Consider the following 17,571-nt stretch of genomic DNA (forward strand, 5'->3'; position numbering starts at 1 on the left):
CCCGTCCCAGACTGCTTTAAAGCGCTAAAAGCCCGTCCCTCGCTGCTTTAATGTGATGGGGCGTTTTTGTGTTTTATTTGGAACGAAGAAGCTGTTCTGAAGGTATATCGTTTCTATCGTTTAGACTTAGGAGCTCGAGGAAAGCAAGTGCCTGGAGTGAAAAGGAACGGTCAGCTCCAGAAGTGACACTTTTCTTTTTGTTCAGCTCCAGGGCTTAGAGGCACATATCATTAGCCAAACCGAACAAGAAGGCAAAAAGCGCCTTCATGGCCTGTTCGTCTTATGCCACCCGCCTCTGACCAAAGCCCTTCCGCTTTTCTTTTTGTATTCTTTGTGAATGTCCTATTTAGGAATTGGAAATTATTTTATAATAGGTTAAAAGGAGGATGAGATGATGAAGATCTTGTTTGTTTGCACGGGAAATACGTGCCGCAGTCCGATGGCGGAGGCGGTATTGAGACATAGAGGGGCCGAGCGGTTTGAGGTGAAATCATCCGGTGTTTTTGCAATGGATGGAAGTGATGCTTCATTTCAGGCTAAAGAAGTTCTGAAAGAGAACGATATAAAACATGAGCACCAATCCAGCACGCTCCGAAAAAAGGACATCGACTGGGCGGACTATGTGTTTACGATGACCGCTCATCATAAATGGGCGATCATGGATCAGTATCCGGAAGCTTCCGATAAAGTGTTCACTTTAAAGGAATATGTGCTTGAGGATCCTGAAGACATGGACGTTTCCGATCCCTTCGGAGGAAGTGTGGACATCTATAGACATACATATTCAGAGTTGGATTCGCTGATCGAGCAATTGATCAACAAGCTAGAAAAAGATTGATTTTTTGAGGAGAGAAAAGGGATGGGGAAAGAGAGAAGGTATAAGTCCGGTCTTAGAAAGAAATTGGTATTCTTTATTACGATTTTGGCATTGGTCACGTATTCGACCTCGGCATTTTTCATTTATTTTATCAAACCGAATTTTGCACCGGACATGAATGAGTTTTTATTTACAAGTGTCACGTTAGGCATGGGTGTTTTCTGGTCCGCGGTGCTGGCATTTTTTGCGGCCGGTTTTATTGTAAAACCGCTGCAACGTCTGGAGCAGGCTGCCTTAAAAGCTGCTGAGGGTGACATCGCGGTTGAAGTGGAAGTGCCGAAGTCCGATGATGAAATCCGTGCGCTTGGACTCGCATTCAACCGCATGCTTCATAACCTTCGGGACATGGTGTCCAGCATCGAGGAGAATTTTACAAAAACAAATTCAAATGTAGTGGATTTATCAAAGGCGTCTGAAGTGGCTTCACAGCAGGCGGATGCGATTTCAAGGACGATCAGTGAAATATCCGCCGGCGCTGAAAGTTCAGCCATGTCCATTCAGACAACAGCTGAATCGGTTGAAGATGTCATTCAAATAGCACAAGAAGTGCAGAACCACTCAAAATCTTCAGAGCAGCTGTCTAAAAACATGGTCACAGAGCTTCAGGGCAGCAAAGAGGTCATTCATTCATTAGTGGAAGGGATCACGACGCTCGCGAAAGGAAATGAAGATTCACTTGTGGTTGTCCGCCGGTTGGAGGATAACGCGAAAAAGGTGGAGCAGATCATCCAATTGGTTGGGGATATCGCCAACCAGACGAACCTGCTTGCGCTGAATGCTTCGATTGAAGCGGCACGCGCCGGTGAGCACGGGAAAGGATTTGCCGTTGTAGCGGAGGAAGTGCGTAAGCTTGCGGATGAAAGCGGAAAAGCGGTTCAAGGGATTTCTGATCTGATCAAAAATATTCAGACGGAAGTCGGAAATGTGGTCGGGCAGATTACAAACCAGGTGACGACTGCCAATAAGGAAGCAGAAAAAGGTTCGGAAACGAATGTAGTCATCGAAACAATGACAAACACGATTCATGAAGTGGCAGACTCGGTTCAGAAAATCTCCGGTCTTGTCGACAGACAAATGGAAAGCATCCAGCTTACTTCCCAGCAATCCCAGGAAGTGGCGGCGATCGCAGAAGAAACCTCTGCAGGAGCGGAGGAAGTGTCGGAAGCGACGCGTGAACAGGCTGCCGTCATGGAAAATGTCGAAGAATTGGCGTTGAACCTGAAGAAACAGGCTGAGTCGTTGAAGGGGACGATCACCCGTTTTCATTTATAATCGTATTTGTGAATAGCATGGGCTTCCGAGTCTATGCTATTTTTTCATTTTGGATGGACTTTTTGAAGGCCCGTCCCAGCGTGCGGTGCCGCGTTAAAGTACCGAGGGACGGGCCTTCAAGATAGGGGAGGGGGGCCGTCGTAATAACGACTTTTTTCCTAAGATGAAAAACTTTATCTATTTACATGGGTATGTCAAAATAAAAGGAAACAAACACTAGTCAAAAATGGGGAGTGACGATGGATGAAAATCGCAATTGCGTCAGATCACGGCGGGGTTAATATTCGTGAAGAAATCAAATCATTAATGGAAGAACTGGGACTTGAATATGAGGATTTTGGTTGTGAATGTGGTACTTCAGTCGACTATCCGGATTATGCGGTTCCTGTTGCTGAGAAGGTGGCGAGCGGCGAGTTTGACCGCGGCATTTTGATCTGCGGAACCGGCATCGGCATGAGCATTTCCGCCAATAAGGTAAAAGGCATTCGCTGTGCGCTTGTGCACGATGTATTCAGTGCGAAAGCGACACGTGAACATAATGACAGTAACATGCTTGCAATGGGCGAACGCGTCATCGGACCTGGGCTGGCCCGCGAAATCGCAAAGACATGGCTGGGAACAGAATTCGAAGGCGGACGTCACGCCAACCGAATCGGTAAAATCACGGCATACGAAGACAAATAATAGGAAGTGGGTTTCATGGAAATCACTCAATTGCAGGAACAGCTTCGCAGCATATTAACAGAATTCAAGGAAAAGGTTTCGTTGAAAAAAGGACTGGTTTTTGTGGTGGGATGTTCGACTTCTGAAGTCATCGGTGAACGAATCGGGACAGCCGGAACATTTGATGTTGCAGAGATGATCTATGGTGAGTTGAAAGAGTTTGCGGATTCTGCCGGAGTATCGCTTGCGTTTCAATGCTGTGAGCATTTGAACCGTGCGATCGTGCTGGAACGTGAAACGGTTGAGCGGCTGCGTCTTGATGAAGTGACCGTCGTGCCTGCAAGGTCAGCTGGCGGAGCAATGGCGACCCATGCTTACCGCTCGTTTGAAGATCCCGTCATGGTGGAGTTCATCAAAGCGGATGCCGGGATCGATATCGGTGACACGTTCATCGGCATGCAGCTGAAGCACGTGGCGGTGCCGGTGAGAGTGTCTCAGAAGAGCCTTGGCGGGGCGCATGTAACGCTCGCTGTAACCCGGCCGAAGCTGATTGGCGGAGTACGGGCTGTTTATGAATGAGATAAAGGCTGGGTAAGACCTGAGGCTCGTCTTTCAATGCTTTAACGCATCGAGGGACGGGCCTTTTACTTGTGTGCGAGGTGTCCAAATCAGCCGCTGACTTTTTCTCACGCTTCCCCTAAAACACGAACATTCCAATTTACCCACACGTTATTATTTCGCGTTCTCCATAATCATGATAGAATGAGATTGAATGAATCAAGATGGCGCAGCTTAGAATGGGCCGATGAATAAAAGGGGGATATGTATGAGTAAGATTGCCAAGCAAGATCCGGAAATTTATGCAGCGATTCAAGATGAATTAGAGCGTCAACGTACGAAAATCGAGTTAATTGCATCTGAGAATTTTGTCAGTGAAGCCGTTATGGAAGCACAAGGTTCGGTCCTCACGAACAAGTATGCAGAAGGGTACCCAGGTCGTCGCTATTATGGCGGGTGCGAGCATGTCGATGTTGCGGAAAACTTAGCGCGAGATCGTGCGAAAAAGTTATTCGGAGCGGAGCATGTGAACGTGCAGCCTCACTCAGGAGCGCAAGCCAATATGGCAGTCTACTTCACAATCCTTGAGCAAGGTGACACGGTTCTTGGGATGAACCTTTCACACGGAGGACACCTGACGCACGGAAGTCCGGTCAACTTCAGTGGAATCCAGTACAACTTCGTAGAATACGGAGTCGACAAGGAAAGCCACCTGATCAATTATGAAGATGTTCGTCAAAAAGCATTGGAGAACAAGCCGAAATTGATTGTAGCGGGTGCAAGTGCGTATCCTAGAAAGATCGACTTTGCAAAATTCCGTGAAATCGCGGATGAAGTGGGAGCTTACCTAATGGTGGATATGGCTCATATCGCAGGTCTAGTGGCTGCCGGTCTTCATCAGAACCCGGTTCCTTACGCAGACTTCGTGACGACAACCACTCACAAAACATTGCGCGGTCCTCGCGGAGGGATGATCCTTTGTAAAGAAGAGTTCGGCAAGAAGATAGACAAGTCCATCTTCCCTGGACTCCAAGGCGGACCTTTGATGCATGTCATTTCTGCGAAAGCTGTATCATTCGGCGAAGCGCTGCAGGATAATTTTAAAGATTATGCTCAATCGATCATCGATAACGCAGCCCGTCTTGGTGAGAGCTTAGGAAAAGAAGGCATCGACCTCGTATCTGGCGGTTCCGACAACCACCTTCTGCTGATCGACCTTCGTTCACTTGGGTTGACTGGTAAAATCGCAGAAAAAGTCCTTGATGAGATCGGAATCACCGTCAATAAAAACACCATCCCATTCGATCCGGAAAGCCCATTCGTCACAAGCGGTATCCGTATCGGAACAGCGGCCGTCACGTCCCGTGGTTTTGAAAAAGAAGAAATGGACGAAATCGCGTCCATCATGGCCCTTACCCTCAAAAATCACGAAGACCAAACAAAGCTGGAAGAAGCCCGCAAACGTGTAACAGACCTAACAAGCAAATTTGCTTTATATCCAGAAAGATAATAAATAGTAGAAACCTCCTCGAAAGACTTGAACTTTTGGGGAGGTTTTTTTATGAGGGAAATAGATTTATAGGGATGCAGATAATTACGATTGTGGTTGCTCAGACAGGTTAGTTAGATTCTAAAAATAGATGGAAATGGAACAAGCTGGTTAAAGTAGTTCCAATTTAAAATTCTATACTATGATTCAGTTGATTTCAGCGGTTGATTGGAGTGGAAGACGAAGACTCCTGCGGGAAAAGCGAGTTAGGTGAGACCCCGCAGGAGCGCAGCGACGAGGAGGCTCACCAACCGCCCGCGGAAAGCGAAGTCTTCCACGGAAATCAAAAGCGGTATAAAGAATCCTATCTTCATTTGTGGGCTCCATACAAAATTTCACTATAAAAAATAACGATTTCATTACACCTCCCAACTTTTATTGCTCTTAAAACCTCTTTTATGTACAATAGTCAAAGGTGTAAAACAGTATCTATCAATTTTTACATAAAATCGAAATCAAAAGGAGAGAGTCGAATGGGCAAAGTATATGTATTTGATCATCCATTAATCCAGCATAAGTTAACGTTTATCCGTGATAAAAACACAGGTACGAAGGAATTCCGCGAGCTAGTTGATGAAGTGTCAACGCTGATGGCATTTGAAATCACCCGCGAATTGCCTCTTGAAGACATCGAAGTCGACACACCGGTAAGCAAAGCGAATGCAAAAACACTTACAGGGAAAAAATTAGGGATTGTTCCTATTTTACGTGCAGGTCTTGGAATGGTTGATGGGATCCTTAAATTGATTCCGGCAGCAAAAGTTGGACATGTTGGGTTATACCGTGACCCTGAGACTCTTAAACCAATCGAATACTACGTAAAGCTTCCGAGCGATGTCGAAGAGCGTGAATTCATTCTTGTTGATCCGATGCTTGCGACGGGCGGTTCTGCAGTTGAAGCAATCAACTCGTTGAAAAAACGCGGTGCGAAAAATATCACGTTCATGTGTTTAGTGGCATGTCCTGAAGGGGTCGAAGCCATTCAGGCAGAGCACCCGGATGTAGACATCTATATTGCGGCTCTTGATGAAAAGCTGAACGAAAAAGGCTATATCGTTCCTGGTTTAGGGGACGCTGGTGACCGTTTGTTTGGAACAAAATAAGGGATACACGAACCCGGCTTATCTTCGGATGATCCGGGTTTTTATATTTTTTATAACCTCTAAATCCAATTGGATATATTTACATTATATTGTAGGGTTTCTAGTAAAAAGGAACTTCTTTATAATGAAGATTGTGTGAATGGTTTTCTATGCGATGAATGTTGAGTGAAAAGTGCAATATTCACCAGTTTTCTGCAAATTATGATGAAAATGTGAACGTTTCGGGAACACGTGGCGAGGTTGTGAACTTTTTAACTTGAACGCATTGACATGGAAATGCCCCTATTGTATGCTTACAAAGGGTATAAAATGATAAGGTTTTCACAATGCTTGAACACTAGTGAAAACGGCTTTCTTTCATTTAACCAATCACTGTGTTTTTCCACTAAATAAAATGTGTGGGGATGCCAAATGCGTCAGGATAACCGACGCCCGTATCAAGCGATGGTCTTATATTCTGCTATTCTTTCCCAGCTAGTTGGGTCCATTTTAATCGGGATCTTCGGCGGAAGATGGCTTGATGGAATATGGGGTACCACACCACTTTTCTTAATCATTGGACTACTCCTTGGGCTTTCAACAGGAATCTACACCATGCTCCGAACGGTCCAACATTTCAATTCGGGAGATTAATGTAAATGCCAGAACTTCAGCAAGTGTTTAACAGGCATCGTAAGTACATATTTTTCCTCCTTTCCTTATATGTCCTCGGTTGGGGTTTTACTTCCTATCAGTCTATATTTCTTGGGCTTATTGTGGGGACAAGTATCAGTATGTTTAGCCACTGGTTAATCATGAGGAGGACCGTACGATTTGGTGATGCAGTCGCAGCTGGACAGAAGGTTCGGTCTTTGGGGACTTTTTCACGGATGGCGGGGGCCGCCTTTGCAGGGATCATTGCAATGGAATATCCTGAACATCTTCATCTCCTGAGCGTCATTTTTGGATTAATGACAATCTATGTTGTCATTATGATAGATTATTTTACCCAGCAGCTTAAATCTCATAATTAGCGGGGAAGAGAGGTGAATTTCATTGCATCATGAAAATCCTACAGCCGAGTTTTTGGGGTTAACATTTAACCTGGCGAACGTATTGATGATCACGGTGGCGAGTGCCGTTGTTTTCTTGATAGCCGTTCTGTCGACTCGGAGACTGGCCATGAAACCAACCGGAGTGCAGAACTTCATGGAGTGGGTCATGGACTTCGTCAAAAACATTGTGAAGAGTAATATGGATTGGAAGACAGGTGGTCGTTTCCATATCCTTGGACTTACTTTGCTTATGTACATTTTTGTTTCAAACATGCTTGGGCTTCCGTTTTCGGTAGTCATTGACCACGAGCTATGGTGGAAATCACCAACAGCGGATCCTGTTATCACGATGACACTGGCAGTCATGGTTGTCGCGTTAACGCATTACTATGGTATCAAGATGAAAGGCTTCGGTGAATACGGTAAAGATTTCTTCAGACCTATGTCGTTCTTATTCCCGCTGAAGATTATTGAAGAGCTTGCCAACACACTGACACTTGGTCTTCGTCTTTACGGTAACATCTATGCCGGGGAAATCCTGCTTGCATTACTGGTGGGAAGCTTGGCGCACGCCGGGGCAGCCGGACTACTGGGAGCAATCATCCCGACGATCGTTTGGCAAGGTTTCTCAATCTTTGTCGGCGCGATCCAATCATTTATTTTCGTTATGTTAACGATGGTTTATATGGCTCATAAAGTCAGCCACGACCATTAATATATACCCTGTTCAAAATTGAACAAAACTACTAACATTTTTCATACATTTAAAGGAGGAAATTTAGAATGGGTCTTTTAGCAGCAGCAATAGCAATTGGTTTAGCAGCACTTGGTGCAGGTATTGGTAACGGTCTTATTGTATCTCGTACAGTTGAAGGTATGGCTCGCCAACCGGAAGCACGTGGTATGCTTCAAACAACAATGTTCATCGGGGTTGCACTAGTAGAGGCGATTCCTATCATCGCGGTAGTTATCGCATTCATCGTAATGGGTCAATAATAGCAAGTCTTGAGTTCAAAATGGCGAAGTCCTTCCAAAAGAACCTTCGCCATTCCTTTTATGTCCATGTCTAATGGACGACTGATCTTGAATGTCCAGGCAAGAACTTGCCGTTAGATTACATGCTTTTCAAAAGAAAGTATTGACTCTTGAAGGGAGTGAAATCGCGTGCTAACAAACGCATTTGTCCTTGGAGCTGGTGGCGGCTTCAACGGTGGAGATATCCTTTTCCAGCTTGTCATGTTTTTGATTTTACTTGCGCTTTTAAAGAAGTTTGCTTGGGGTCCTTTGATGGGCATCATGCAGGAGCGTGAGAATCATATTGCAGGCGAAATCGAAGCGGCTGAACAGAGCCGTGCTGAAGCAAGCAAGCACTTAGAAGAACAACGTCAGCTTCTTAAAGAGGCTCGTCAAGAAGCGCAAACGCTGATTGAAAACTCTAAGAAGCAGGGCGATTTGCAGCGTGAAGAGATCATTCTTGCCGCTCGTCAAGAAGGTGAGCGCCTGAAAGAATCTGCTAAACGTGAAATCGAAACTCAGAAAGAGCAGGCAATGACTGCTCTGCGTGAGCAAGTTGCTTCATTATCCGTGATGATCGCTTCTAAAGTGATCGAGAAGGAACTTTCAGCAGCAGATCAACAGAAATTAATCAATGACTACATTAAAGAGGCAGGAGAAGAGCGATGAGCAACTCTACAGTCGCAAAACGCTATGCGTTAGCTCTTTTCGAAATTGCCAAAGAACAGAACCAATTAGAAGCGATTGAACAAGAGCTTCGCGTAGTGAAATCTGTTTTTACACAAAACAAAGAACTTAACATCCTTCTCAGCAATCCAAAGCTTTCTTTGGATAAAAAGAAGGGACTTATAAAGGAAGCATTCTCATCCGCTTCTGCAGCAGTTCTGAATACCCTTTTACTTCTGACTGATCGTCATCGTATCAATCAGGTGGAAGGTGTTGCAAATGAGTTCATCGAACTTTCGAATGCAGAAAGAGGAATCGCAGAAGCAATGGTCTATTCAGTACGTCCATTAACAGAAGATGAGAGAGAAGCCGTTTCCGCATCATTTGCCAAAAAAGTAGGCAAACAATCATTAAGAATTGAGAATGTGACAGACGAGAACTTACTTGGCGGACTTAAGGTCCAAATCGGCAACCGTATTTTTGACGGAAGCCTTGCAGGGAAGTTGAATCGTCTTGAACGTGAACTAGTTCGTTAACTTTCGTATAAATGAGGGGTGAAATTCATGAGCATCAAGGCGGAAGAAATCAGCGCGCTGATAAAAAAGCAAATTGAAAACTATCAGTCTGAGATGAAAGTAAGCGATGTAGGTACAGTTATCCAAATCGGTGACGGTATCGCTCGTGCTCATGGCCTCGACAATGTCATGGCTGGAGAGCTTGTTGAATTTTCTAACGGTGTCATGGGTATGGCACAAAACTTAGAGGAAAACAACGTTGGTATCATCATTCTCGGACCATACACTGACATTCGTGAAGGCGATGAGGTTCGTCGTACTGGACGTATCATGGAAGTTCCAGTAGGAGAAGAACTGGTAGGTCGTGTAGTAAACTCACTTGGACAACCAGTCGACGGTTTAGGCCCAATTGCTACAACTAAGACTCGTCCAATTGAAAGTGGAGCACCTGGTGTTATGGATCGTAAATCCGTACACGAGCCGCTTCAAACTGGTATCAAAGCGATTGACGCTTTAGTACCGATCGGTCGTGGTCAACGTGAATTAATCATCGGAGACCGTCAAACAGGTAAAACATCTGTTGCGATCGACTCTATCTTAAATCAAAAAGACCAAGACATGATCTGTATCTATGTTGCGATCGGTCAAAAAGAATCTACTGTACGTAACGCAGTAGAAACATTACGTAAGCACGGTGCTCTTGATTACACAATCGTTGTAACCGCATCCGCTGCTTCACCGGCTCCAATGCTATTCTTGGCACCTTATGCCGGTATCACAATGGGTGAAGACTTCATGCATAACGGCAAGCACGTTCTTGTTGTGTATGATGATCTTTCCAAGCAGGCTTCTGCTTACCGTGAGCTTTCCCTATTACTACGCCGTCCTCCAGGCCGTGAAGCATTCCCTGGTGACGTATTCTACTTGCACTCCCGTTTACTTGAGCGTGCAGCGAAATTAAGCGATGCAAAAGGCGGCGGTTCCATCACGGCACTGCCATTCGTTGAGACACAAGCAGGAGATATCTCTGCTTATATCCCGACAAACGTTATCTCCATCACTGACGGACAGATCTTCTTACAATCTGACCTGTTCTTCTCCGGTGTTCGTCCGGCGATCAACGCAGGTTTATCCGTATCCCGTGTTGGTGGATCCGCACAAATCAAAGCGATGAAAAAGGTATCTGGTACACTGCGTCTTGACTTAGCCGCTTACCGTGAGCTTGAAGCATTCGCTCAGTTCGGATCAGATCTTGATGCAGCAACGCAGGCGAAACTGAACCGCGGTGCTCGTACAGTAGAAGTACTGAAACAGGATCTTAACAAACCACTTAAAGTCGAAAAACAAGTTATGATCCTTTATGCATTGACTAAAGGTCATTTAGATGATATTCCGGTAACGGACGTTCGCCGTTTCGAAGGTGAATTCCTAAGCTGGTTAGATCACAACCACACTGAACTGTTAGATCATATCCGTACGACAAAAGGTCTTCCTGAAGACGCTGCAATGGTTGCAGCGATCACAGAATTCAAGAAGACATTTGCTAAGTCTGAGTAATCGCTTATAGGTCGGTGTTTCTTTTAAAAAAGGACACCGGCTTCAATAAGTGATGACCATGATCGTTCAATCTGATGGCTAACATTTTAAAAGGGTGGTGAGAACCAGTGGCATCGTTACGCGACATTAAAACTCGTATTACGTCTACGAAGAAAACAAGTCAAATTACGAAAGCAATGGAAATGGTATCTGCTGCGAAATTGAACCGTGCGGAAACGAACGCTAAGTCCTTCGTTCCTTACATGGAAAAAATTCAAGAAGTAGTCGCATCTATTTCCCTGGGCAGCACTGATGCAACACATCCGATGCTAGTCTCCCGCCCCGTAAAGAAAACCGGCTACTTGGTCATTACGTCTGACCGCGGTTTGGCGGGGGCTTATAACAGCAGTGTCATTCGTGCTGTAAGTAATGCGATTAAAGAGCGTCACAGCTCAGAAGACGAATTTGCGATTATTGCACTTGGTCGTGTCGGAAAAGACTTTTTCCAAAAGCGCGGCTATAACGTCGTAGAAGGTATTGTAGGTTTACCGGATCAGCCTAACTTTGCAGATATCAAGGAGATTGCCAACAAAGCAGTGAGCATGTTCTCTGATGGTGCTTATGATGAGCTGTACATGTACTACAACCACTACGTGAGTGCGATTCAACAAGATGTAACAGAGAAAAAGGTTCTGCCTTTGACAAACCTTGAATCTGAAGCTTCTTCCAGCAGTCTGACTTCATATGAGTTTGAACCGAATGCTGAAGAAATTCTTGAAGTGTTGCTTCCTCAATACGCCGAGAGCTTGATTTACGGAGCTTTACTTGATGGTAAAGCGAGTGAACACGCAGCTCGTATGACAGCAATGAAGAATGCAACCGATAACGCAAAAGACATCATTAATAACCTTACACTTTCATATAACCGTGCACGTCAGGCTGCGATTACCCAAGAAATTACGGAGATCGTCGGCGGAGCAGCTGCACTGGAATAGAAACGTATCCGGTTAATTCCGGTAAAACCATAGTTTTGTCGTCAAAAGCTAGTTAGGAGGGAAAGAGATGAACAAAGGACACGTTCTTCAAGTAATGGGTCCCGTTGTTGATGTCAAGTTCGCCAATGGCCAACTTCCTGATATCTACAACTCATTAAAGGTCCAAATTGCAGATAGAGCTGAACTTACATTAGAGGTTGCCCTTCACCTAGGTGATGATTCTGTACGTACGATCGCGATGGCTTCTACGGACGGTTTACAACGTGGAGCCGAAGTACTAGATACAGGAGCGCCAATCTCTGTACCAGTAGGGGATGTAACGTTAGGTCGTGTATTTAACGTCCTTGGTGAATCAATCGATTTAGACGAGCCGCTTACAGCAGGTATCCGTCGCGATCCGATTCACAGACAAGCACCTACATTCGATCAACTTTCTACAGAAGTAGAAATTCTTGAAACAGGTATCAAAGTAGTAGACTTACTTGCTCCATACATCAAGGGTGGTAAGATCGGTCTATTCGGTGGTGCCGGTGTTGGTAAAACCGTATTAATCCAGGAGCTTATCAACAACATCGCTCAAGAGCACGGCGGTATCTCGGTATTCGCAGGTGTAGGAGAGCGTACGCGTGAAGGTAATGACCTTTACCACGAGATGAGCGACTCTGGCGTTATCAAGAAAACAGCGATGGTATTCGGACAGATGAACGAGCCGCCTGGTGCACGTATGCGTGTTGCCTTGACGGGGCTTACAATGGCTGAATACTTCCGTGATGAGCAAGGTCAAGACGTACTTCTGTTCATCGATAATATCTTCCGATTCACGCAAGCAGGTTCAGAGGTTTCTGCCCTACTAGGCCGTATGCCATCTGCCGTTGGTTACCAGCCGACACTTGCTACTGAAATGGGTCAACTGCAAGAGCGTATCACGTCTACGAACGTTGGTTCCGTTACATCGATCCAAGCGATCTATGTACCTGCCGATGACTACACGGATCCGGCTCCTGCAACAACTTTCGCTCACTTGGATGCAACAACGAACCTTGAGCGTAAGCTTTCTGAGATGGGTATCTACCCTGCGGTGGATCCATTGGCTTCAACTTCCCGTGCACTTTCTCCTGAAATTGTTGGAGAAGAGCACTACACAATTGCACGTAATGTTCAACAAACATTACAGCGCTATAGAGAATTACAAGATATCATTGCCATCCTTGGTATGGATGAGCTTTCTGATGATGATAAGCTGACAGTGGCACGCGCTCGCCGTGTACAATTCTTCTTATCTCAAAACTTCCACGTTGCAGAACAGTTCACAGGCCAAAAAGGTTCTTACGTACAAGTGAAGGACACTGTAAAAGGATTCAAAGATATTCTTGACGGTAAATACGACCACATTCCAGAAGATGCATTCCGTCTAGTAGGTCCGATCGAGGACGTATTGGCTGCAGCTAAAGAAATGGGCGTAGAGGTATAATTAGGGACCAGGAGGGAAGAAAATGAAGACATTAAAAGTCAATATTGTCACTCCCGATGGCCCAGTGTACGATTCAGAAGTGGAAATGGTGAGCACGAAAGCTCAAAGCGGTGAGCTTGGGATCTTACCTGGACACATTCCGATGGTTGCTCCACTACAAATCGGTGCGGTACGCCTGAATAAAGGCGGTAACACTGAGCTTGTAGCTGTCAGTGGCGGATTCTTAGAAGTACGTCCTGAACAAGTGACAATTCTAGCACAGACTGCTGAAACAGCAGAAGCTATCGATGTACAACGCGCGAAAGAAGCAAAAGGCCGTGCTGAAAGCCGCATGCAGGCACAGCAGGATGACGTCGACTTCCGTCGTGCCGAACTTGCCCTTAAGCGTGCCATGAACAGAATTAACGTTTCCGAACGTAACTTCTAATAAAGAAAACACCCTCTCCTGGTTGGAGAGGGTATTTTTTGATTTAGGGCATGAGTTTTATGAGAATGAAGGCCCGTCCCAGCGTGCTTTAAAGCGCTGAAAGCCCGTCCCGTACCGCTTTACAGTGCTGAAAGCCCGTCCCGTACCGCTTCACAGCGCTAAAAGCCCGTCCCAGCGTGCGCTGATGCGTTAAAGGACATACTTATTTTCAAGCACACATATAATAAGTAGATACTCGGAATTTTTGAAGAAATCCGGGCGGTGGACAGGGGAATGAAAAAATTCCGTCATTTGCTACAATTTCATTATCCCGTATCGGCGTGTGTATGATAAAATGGGCTATGTGCGTGGAATTTTTATTGATTGGAGAGAAACAGTATGGTGGACAGCTTCAGCCAACAGGCATTGATCAGTATGCTCGTGCATTTATTTGTGTTCGCGGTAACATTCTGGTCGCTGCAGGCAATTCAGCTTGATAAATTACTGAAAAAGAATCGTGTCGCTCAAGGCAGGCTTTTATTCATCCTGCTGACAATCGCGATCGGGTCAGCCGTCAGCCGATTCCTGCTGGATTATTATCTGTGGTCACAGCAGCTGCCAGCGTTCTTTCAATAAGGCTTTTTTCGCAGTATAAAGCCGATCAAGACCTGTGTTTAAGGAGAAAGATAGGATAGAGCATAACAGATTAAAAAATCAATACAATTCTTTTACAAAAAATAGGACTTCCTGCATGTTTTCTTTCAGGCATGTTTTGAGTAAGATTAATTTTGTATTTGCATGTTTGTGAAAAAGTTTCAAGTTGAATCCGTTTTCATAGATGGCCGGTAGAGATGAGCCGGAGGTGTAAAGAACATCGTTTTCTCCTCTGACATAATAATGCTCTCTGCGTCATATTGTGAAAAAGGTTCAAACCTCTTCTCACGCAAAATCATCTGTAAATTCTTCACACGATGCAGATCAACTTCAATTGCATACAGATAGTGCCCAAACAAAAAATTGTAAAAAGATGACGACATTTTCGAAGTATGTTCTCTCCCGTATAGGAAAGACTTTTACCTAAGGGGAGGAATGTAAAATGGGACGGTATTTTTACATTTTGTTAATATTTTTTGTTGGATTAGGTTTCCTGCCTATCATAAATGGGAAGAACACTATCGAAGCCAATCAATTATTAGACATCGAAAAGCTTGATCACGCTATCTCTCAAACGAACGGTGAAGTAACTGAATGGTCTCTATATGCAAGAGAAAACGTAAAAAGCTTCACGAATAAAGGATTTGCCCAATATAGTAAGAATATGCAAGAAACTTTTTCTGATTTTGAATGGGTCACAGAAGATAAGGGCGAAGAAATAATTGTTGTGGGGACTCGCAAGACTTCTCACGGGGAAGAAACAATTAAACTTCAACATACCCCAGGAAGTGAGCATTCGATTTCGTACATTATGTATGAGATCCGAGGAAATCAGGAATCATTGGGAGAAAAAACATCACGATATCTCAAGAGACATTATATCCCAAACATGGAAATCATTTTTACTACTAAACCTTTGATTTTCTCTTGTATAAAAGGCGAATTCAATGATACGCTTGAGAAAGTTTTGTCGAATCAGGCTGTCGAAGTGATGTCGATTCTTGACGCAACCGAAACGGAATCACTGAAAGAAGAAGACTTTCATTCCGTTTCCGCCTACTCGAAGCAAATGTCACGGTCAATACCAACAAAAAATAGCGAAATGAATATACAACTGGGTCTACGGAAAAGTGGAATGGGCACCAAGACAACCTTTGTTCTTGGCACACCCATCCTGACGATTGAATATTAATATAGAGAAATTGGACGCGGAGGGGAATACTCTTGGAAAAAATTATCGTCCGCGGCGGTCAGCGTTTAAGCGGTACTGTGCAAGTTGAAGGAGCAAAGAATGCCGTTTTACCTGTTCTCGCTGCTACATTATTAGCTAGTGAAGGAAAAAGCAAAATTACAAATGTACCACCACTCTCCGATGTATATACGATTAATCAAGTATTACGTCATTTAAATACAGATGTTGAGTTCCATAATGATGAAGTTGTCGTTAATGCATCAAGGGAGTTATTTGTAGAAGCCCCATTCGAATATGTTCGTAAGATGCGTGCATCCGTTCTTGTAATGGGATCTCTTCTAGGGCGTACCGGGAAAGCACGTGTGGCACTGCCAGGCGGATGTGCCATCGGTTCAAGACCAATTGACCAGCACTTGAAAGGCTTCGAAGCAATGGGAGCCAAAGTAAAGGTCGGTAACGGATTCATCGAAGCAGAAGTCGACGGAAGATTGAAAGGTGCAAAGGTCTATCTGGACTTCCCAAGCGTGGGTGCCACTGAGAACATCATGATGGCAGCAGCCCTGGCTGACGGGACGACAATCCTTGAGAACGTTGCAAAAGAACCTGAAATCGTCGACTTAGCAAACTTTATCAATAAAATGGGTGGAAACGTAGTAGGCGCAGGAACTGGAACGATCCGCATCGAGGGTGTTGAACGCCTTTACGGTGTCGAACATAGCATCATTCCTGACCGTGTCGAAGCGGGAACATTCATGGTGGCTGCGGCCATCACAAAAGGGAATGTCCTTGTAAAAGGTGCGATTCCTGAACATTTATCATCTTTAGTTGCAAAAATGGAAGAAATGGGCGTAACCATCATTGACGAAGGAGAAGGTCTGCGTGTCATCGGTCCAGATAAACTGAAATCTGTCGATATCAAAACAATGCCTCATCCTGGTTTCCCAACGGATATGCAGTCTCAAATGATGGCTCTTCTTCTTGCAGCGGAGGGTACAAGTGTACTCACAGAGACAGTCTTCGAAAACCGTTTCATGCACGTGGAAGAATTCCGCCGCATGGGAGCAGACATCAAGATTGAAGGCCGTTCTGTGATCATGCAGGGACCAACTGCGCTTCAAGGAGCAGAAGTAGCTGCCACAGATCTTCGAGCAGCAGCAGCTTTATCTATCGCTGGTCTTGTAGCTGACGGCTACACACGCGTAACCGAACTGAAGCACCTGGATCGCGGCTATGTAAACTTCCACCAGAAACTTGCGGGCATCGGTGCAGACATCGAGCGCGTCAAGGAAATCGAAGAAACAGATGCAGCTGCTTCAGAACAAAGCATGCTGAAAGACGCATAACATATAGGTTTAAAAATGGTAAGCTTTCTTTATTGGGGAGCTTGCCTTTTTTTGTTTTGTGTGGCCTGGGATTGTGGAGTTGGTTCCAGCTTGAGTTTTGGCGGCGGAACGACGGGTAGAGTGGCTGGTACAGGTGCTGAGGCCGAGTATAAGCAGGCGGCAGCCTGGATGTTAGGTCGGAAATGCGGTGTATAAGGGTTTTGATAATATAATCGGATTTTTGATAATAAGTTACTGGGTTTTGATAATATATTTGTGTTTTTGATAATAAAAGGTTCTTTTTTGATAATAAAACTGTTCTTGGTGTTTGTTGAGGATCTGTGACCGTATGATTTTAGGGTTTGGGGTGCAATAATGAGTGTAGGCAGAGGTTGTTTTGGAAAAATAATGCTAATTTTTGAAAAATAAAAAGCTTTTTTTGATAAAAAAACGTGTTTTTTGAAAAAAAGATCCTGGTTTTTGAAAAATAATCGTCTGGGAGGCGCTTGGTCCTGGCCTAAAGCACGATTTAAGGGATACATAAGAATGGATATTTTCAACTTTACCGGTTTATCGATCAACTTTGACCGTTTTATTTTCAACTTTTCACGTTTTACGATCAACTTTCATCCTTTTATTTTCAACTCTCCATCCGCAACGCAAACTGACTGTGGTGTCCATAAAAACAAAGCAATCTTTAAACAAATTTCAATCATAAAAGCTTGTCCACTACCATACATATGA

The 17,571-nt window shown here is 44.6% G+C and carries 20 protein-coding genes; 19 read left to right on the top strand and 1 reads right to left on the bottom strand.

All coding sequences use genetic code 11. The annotated features are described in order from the left end of the window. The first annotated feature begins 394 nt into the window (after nt 1–394). From ACXAFV_RS02910 to murA, 19 genes are all read left to right on the top strand, one after another. Entirely contained in the window at nt 395–838 is a 444-nt protein-coding gene (locus ACXAFV_RS02910) for a low molecular weight protein arginine phosphatase (RefSeq protein ID WP_475124338.1), read from the top strand. Nucleotides 839–859: 21 nt separating this feature from the next. Beyond that, on the top strand, nt 860–2,149 hold the full coding sequence (locus ACXAFV_RS02915) for a methyl-accepting chemotaxis protein (protein WP_475124340.1): 1,290 nt from the start codon (nt 860–862) through the stop codon (nt 2,147–2,149). A 243-nt stretch (nt 2,150–2,392) separates the two neighbouring features. Beyond that, nucleotides 2,393–2,833 carry a ribose 5-phosphate isomerase B gene (gene rpiB / locus ACXAFV_RS02920; protein WP_475124341.1) on the top strand — a complete coding sequence of 147 codons (441 nt, stop codon included), beginning with the start codon at nt 2,393–2,395 and terminating at the stop codon, nt 2,831–2,833. Between the two features lie 15 nt (nt 2,834–2,848). Then, nucleotides 2,849–3,391, top strand: coding sequence for a TIGR01440 family protein (locus ACXAFV_RS02925; protein WP_475124343.1), 543 nt, complete (start codon nt 2,849–2,851; stop codon nt 3,389–3,391). Nucleotides 3,392–3,638: 247 nt separating this feature from the next. Further along, the gene (locus ACXAFV_RS02930) at nt 3,639–4,880 is read left to right on the top strand and encodes a serine hydroxymethyltransferase (RefSeq protein ID WP_475124344.1); all 1,242 of its coding nucleotides are present in this window, start codon (nt 3,639–3,641) and stop codon (nt 4,878–4,880) included. 512 nt (nt 4,881–5,392) lie between these two features. Then, nucleotides 5,393–6,022: a uracil phosphoribosyltransferase gene (gene upp, locus ACXAFV_RS02935; RefSeq protein WP_172253784.1), complete on the top strand. Its 630-nt coding sequence runs from the start codon at nt 5,393–5,395 to the stop codon at nt 6,020–6,022. Between the two features lie 411 nt (nt 6,023–6,433). Continuing rightward, a complete protein-coding gene (locus ACXAFV_RS02940) occupies nt 6,434–6,655 on the top strand; it encodes an AtpZ/AtpI family protein (protein ID WP_475124346.1) in 222 nt (73 codons plus the stop codon). Between the two features lie 5 nt (nt 6,656–6,660). Next, a complete protein-coding gene (locus ACXAFV_RS02945; RefSeq protein ID WP_475124347.1) occupies nt 6,661–7,035 on the top strand; it encodes an ATP synthase subunit I in 375 nt (124 codons plus the stop codon). Nucleotides 7,036–7,057: 22 nt separating this feature from the next. Beyond that, nucleotides 7,058–7,771 carry a F0F1 ATP synthase subunit A gene (atpB, locus tag ACXAFV_RS02950; RefSeq protein ID WP_475124349.1) on the top strand — a complete coding sequence of 238 codons (714 nt, stop codon included), beginning with the start codon at nt 7,058–7,060 and terminating at the stop codon, nt 7,769–7,771. A 68-nt stretch (nt 7,772–7,839) separates the two neighbouring features. After that, nucleotides 7,840–8,052, top strand: coding sequence for a F0F1 ATP synthase subunit C (gene atpE / locus ACXAFV_RS02955; protein ID WP_044339990.1), 213 nt, complete (start codon nt 7,840–7,842; stop codon nt 8,050–8,052). A gap of 168 nt (nt 8,053–8,220) precedes the next feature. Next, nucleotides 8,221–8,739, top strand: a complete 519-nt coding sequence (locus tag ACXAFV_RS02960; protein ID WP_475124351.1) for a F0F1 ATP synthase subunit B — start codon at nt 8,221–8,223, stop codon at nt 8,737–8,739. Next, nucleotides 8,736–9,272: a F0F1 ATP synthase subunit delta gene (locus ACXAFV_RS02965; protein WP_475124352.1), complete on the top strand. Its 537-nt coding sequence runs from the start codon at nt 8,736–8,738 to the stop codon at nt 9,270–9,272. The genes ACXAFV_RS02960 and ACXAFV_RS02965 overlap by 4 nt, the downstream gene beginning before the upstream one ends. A 27-nt stretch (nt 9,273–9,299) precedes the next feature. Then, nucleotides 9,300–10,808: a F0F1 ATP synthase subunit alpha gene (gene atpA, locus ACXAFV_RS02970; protein WP_475124353.1), complete on the top strand. Its 1,509-nt coding sequence runs from the start codon at nt 9,300–9,302 to the stop codon at nt 10,806–10,808. 107 nt (nt 10,809–10,915) lie between these two features. Further along, nucleotides 10,916–11,782 carry a F0F1 ATP synthase subunit gamma gene (locus ACXAFV_RS02975; protein ID WP_475124355.1) on the top strand — a complete coding sequence of 289 codons (867 nt, stop codon included), beginning with the start codon at nt 10,916–10,918 and terminating at the stop codon, nt 11,780–11,782. 67 nt (nt 11,783–11,849) lie between these two features. Next, the gene (atpD, locus tag ACXAFV_RS02980; RefSeq protein WP_175990024.1) at nt 11,850–13,253 is read left to right on the top strand and encodes a F0F1 ATP synthase subunit beta; all 1,404 of its coding nucleotides are present in this window, start codon (nt 11,850–11,852) and stop codon (nt 13,251–13,253) included. Nucleotides 13,254–13,275: 22 nt separating this feature from the next. Then, nucleotides 13,276–13,680: a F0F1 ATP synthase subunit epsilon gene (locus ACXAFV_RS02985; protein ID WP_475124357.1), complete on the top strand. Its 405-nt coding sequence runs from the start codon at nt 13,276–13,278 to the stop codon at nt 13,678–13,680. Between the two features lie 378 nt (nt 13,681–14,058). Next, nucleotides 14,059–14,295, top strand: coding sequence for a DUF1146 family protein (locus tag ACXAFV_RS02990; RefSeq protein WP_475126047.1), 237 nt, complete (start codon nt 14,059–14,061; stop codon nt 14,293–14,295). 460 nt (nt 14,296–14,755) lie between these two features. Then, entirely contained in the window at nt 14,756–15,505 is a 750-nt protein-coding gene (locus ACXAFV_RS02995) for a YwmB family TATA-box binding protein (RefSeq protein ID WP_475124358.1), read from the top strand. A gap of 32 nt (nt 15,506–15,537) precedes the next feature. Then, nucleotides 15,538–16,848: a UDP-N-acetylglucosamine 1-carboxyvinyltransferase gene (murA, locus tag ACXAFV_RS03000; RefSeq protein ID WP_446244641.1), complete on the top strand. Its 1,311-nt coding sequence runs from the start codon at nt 15,538–15,540 to the stop codon at nt 16,846–16,848. A 29-nt stretch (nt 16,849–16,877) separates the two neighbouring features. On the opposite strand, the gene ACXAFV_RS03005 is transcribed toward murA, so the two are convergent. Next, a complete protein-coding gene (locus tag ACXAFV_RS03005; RefSeq protein ID WP_475124360.1) occupies nt 16,878–17,450 on the bottom strand; it encodes a hypothetical protein in 573 nt (190 codons plus the stop codon). Between the last annotated feature and the right edge of the window lie 121 nt (nt 17,451–17,571).

Source organism: Rossellomorea sp. ABR4_012 (genome assembly GCF_056159545.1).

Excerpts from the sequence above, each read along its gene's own strand:
- ACXAFV_RS02995 (WP_475124358.1), top strand. The coding sequence starts at position 14,756 with ATGGGACGGTATTTTTACATTTTGTTAATATTTTTTGTTGGATTAGGT.
- ACXAFV_RS02965 (WP_475124352.1), top strand. The coding sequence starts at position 8,736 with ATGAGCAACTCTACAGTCGCAAAACGCTATGCGTTAGCTCTTTTCGAA.
- ACXAFV_RS02925 (WP_475124343.1), top strand. The coding sequence starts at position 2,849 with ATGGAAATCACTCAATTGCAGGAACAGCTTCGCAGCATATTAACAGAA.
- ACXAFV_RS02985 (WP_475124357.1), top strand. The coding sequence starts at position 13,276 with ATGAAGACATTAAAAGTCAATATTGTCACTCCCGATGGCCCAGTGTAC.
- upp (WP_172253784.1), top strand. The coding sequence starts at position 5,393 with ATGGGCAAAGTATATGTATTTGATCATCCATTAATCCAGCATAAGTTA.
- atpD (WP_175990024.1), top strand. The coding sequence starts at position 11,850 with ATGAACAAAGGACACGTTCTTCAAGTAATGGGTCCCGTTGTTGATGTC.
- ACXAFV_RS02945 (WP_475124347.1), top strand. The coding sequence starts at position 6,661 with ATGCCAGAACTTCAGCAAGTGTTTAACAGGCATCGTAAGTACATATTT.
- rpiB (WP_475124341.1), top strand. The coding sequence starts at position 2,393 with ATGAAAATCGCAATTGCGTCAGATCACGGCGGGGTTAATATTCGTGAA.
- atpE (WP_044339990.1), top strand. The coding sequence starts at position 7,840 with ATGGGTCTTTTAGCAGCAGCAATAGCAATTGGTTTAGCAGCACTTGGT.
- ACXAFV_RS02940 (WP_475124346.1), top strand. The coding sequence starts at position 6,434 with ATGCGTCAGGATAACCGACGCCCGTATCAAGCGATGGTCTTATATTCT.
- ACXAFV_RS02930 (WP_475124344.1), top strand. The coding sequence starts at position 3,639 with ATGAGTAAGATTGCCAAGCAAGATCCGGAAATTTATGCAGCGATTCAA.
- atpA (WP_475124353.1), top strand. The coding sequence starts at position 9,300 with ATGAGCATCAAGGCGGAAGAAATCAGCGCGCTGATAAAAAAGCAAATT.
- ACXAFV_RS02990 (WP_475126047.1), top strand. The coding sequence starts at position 14,059 with ATGGTGGACAGCTTCAGCCAACAGGCATTGATCAGTATGCTCGTGCAT.
- ACXAFV_RS02915 (WP_475124340.1), top strand. The coding sequence starts at position 860 with ATGGGGAAAGAGAGAAGGTATAAGTCCGGTCTTAGAAAGAAATTGGTA.
- ACXAFV_RS02910 (WP_475124338.1), top strand. The coding sequence starts at position 395 with ATGAAGATCTTGTTTGTTTGCACGGGAAATACGTGCCGCAGTCCGATG.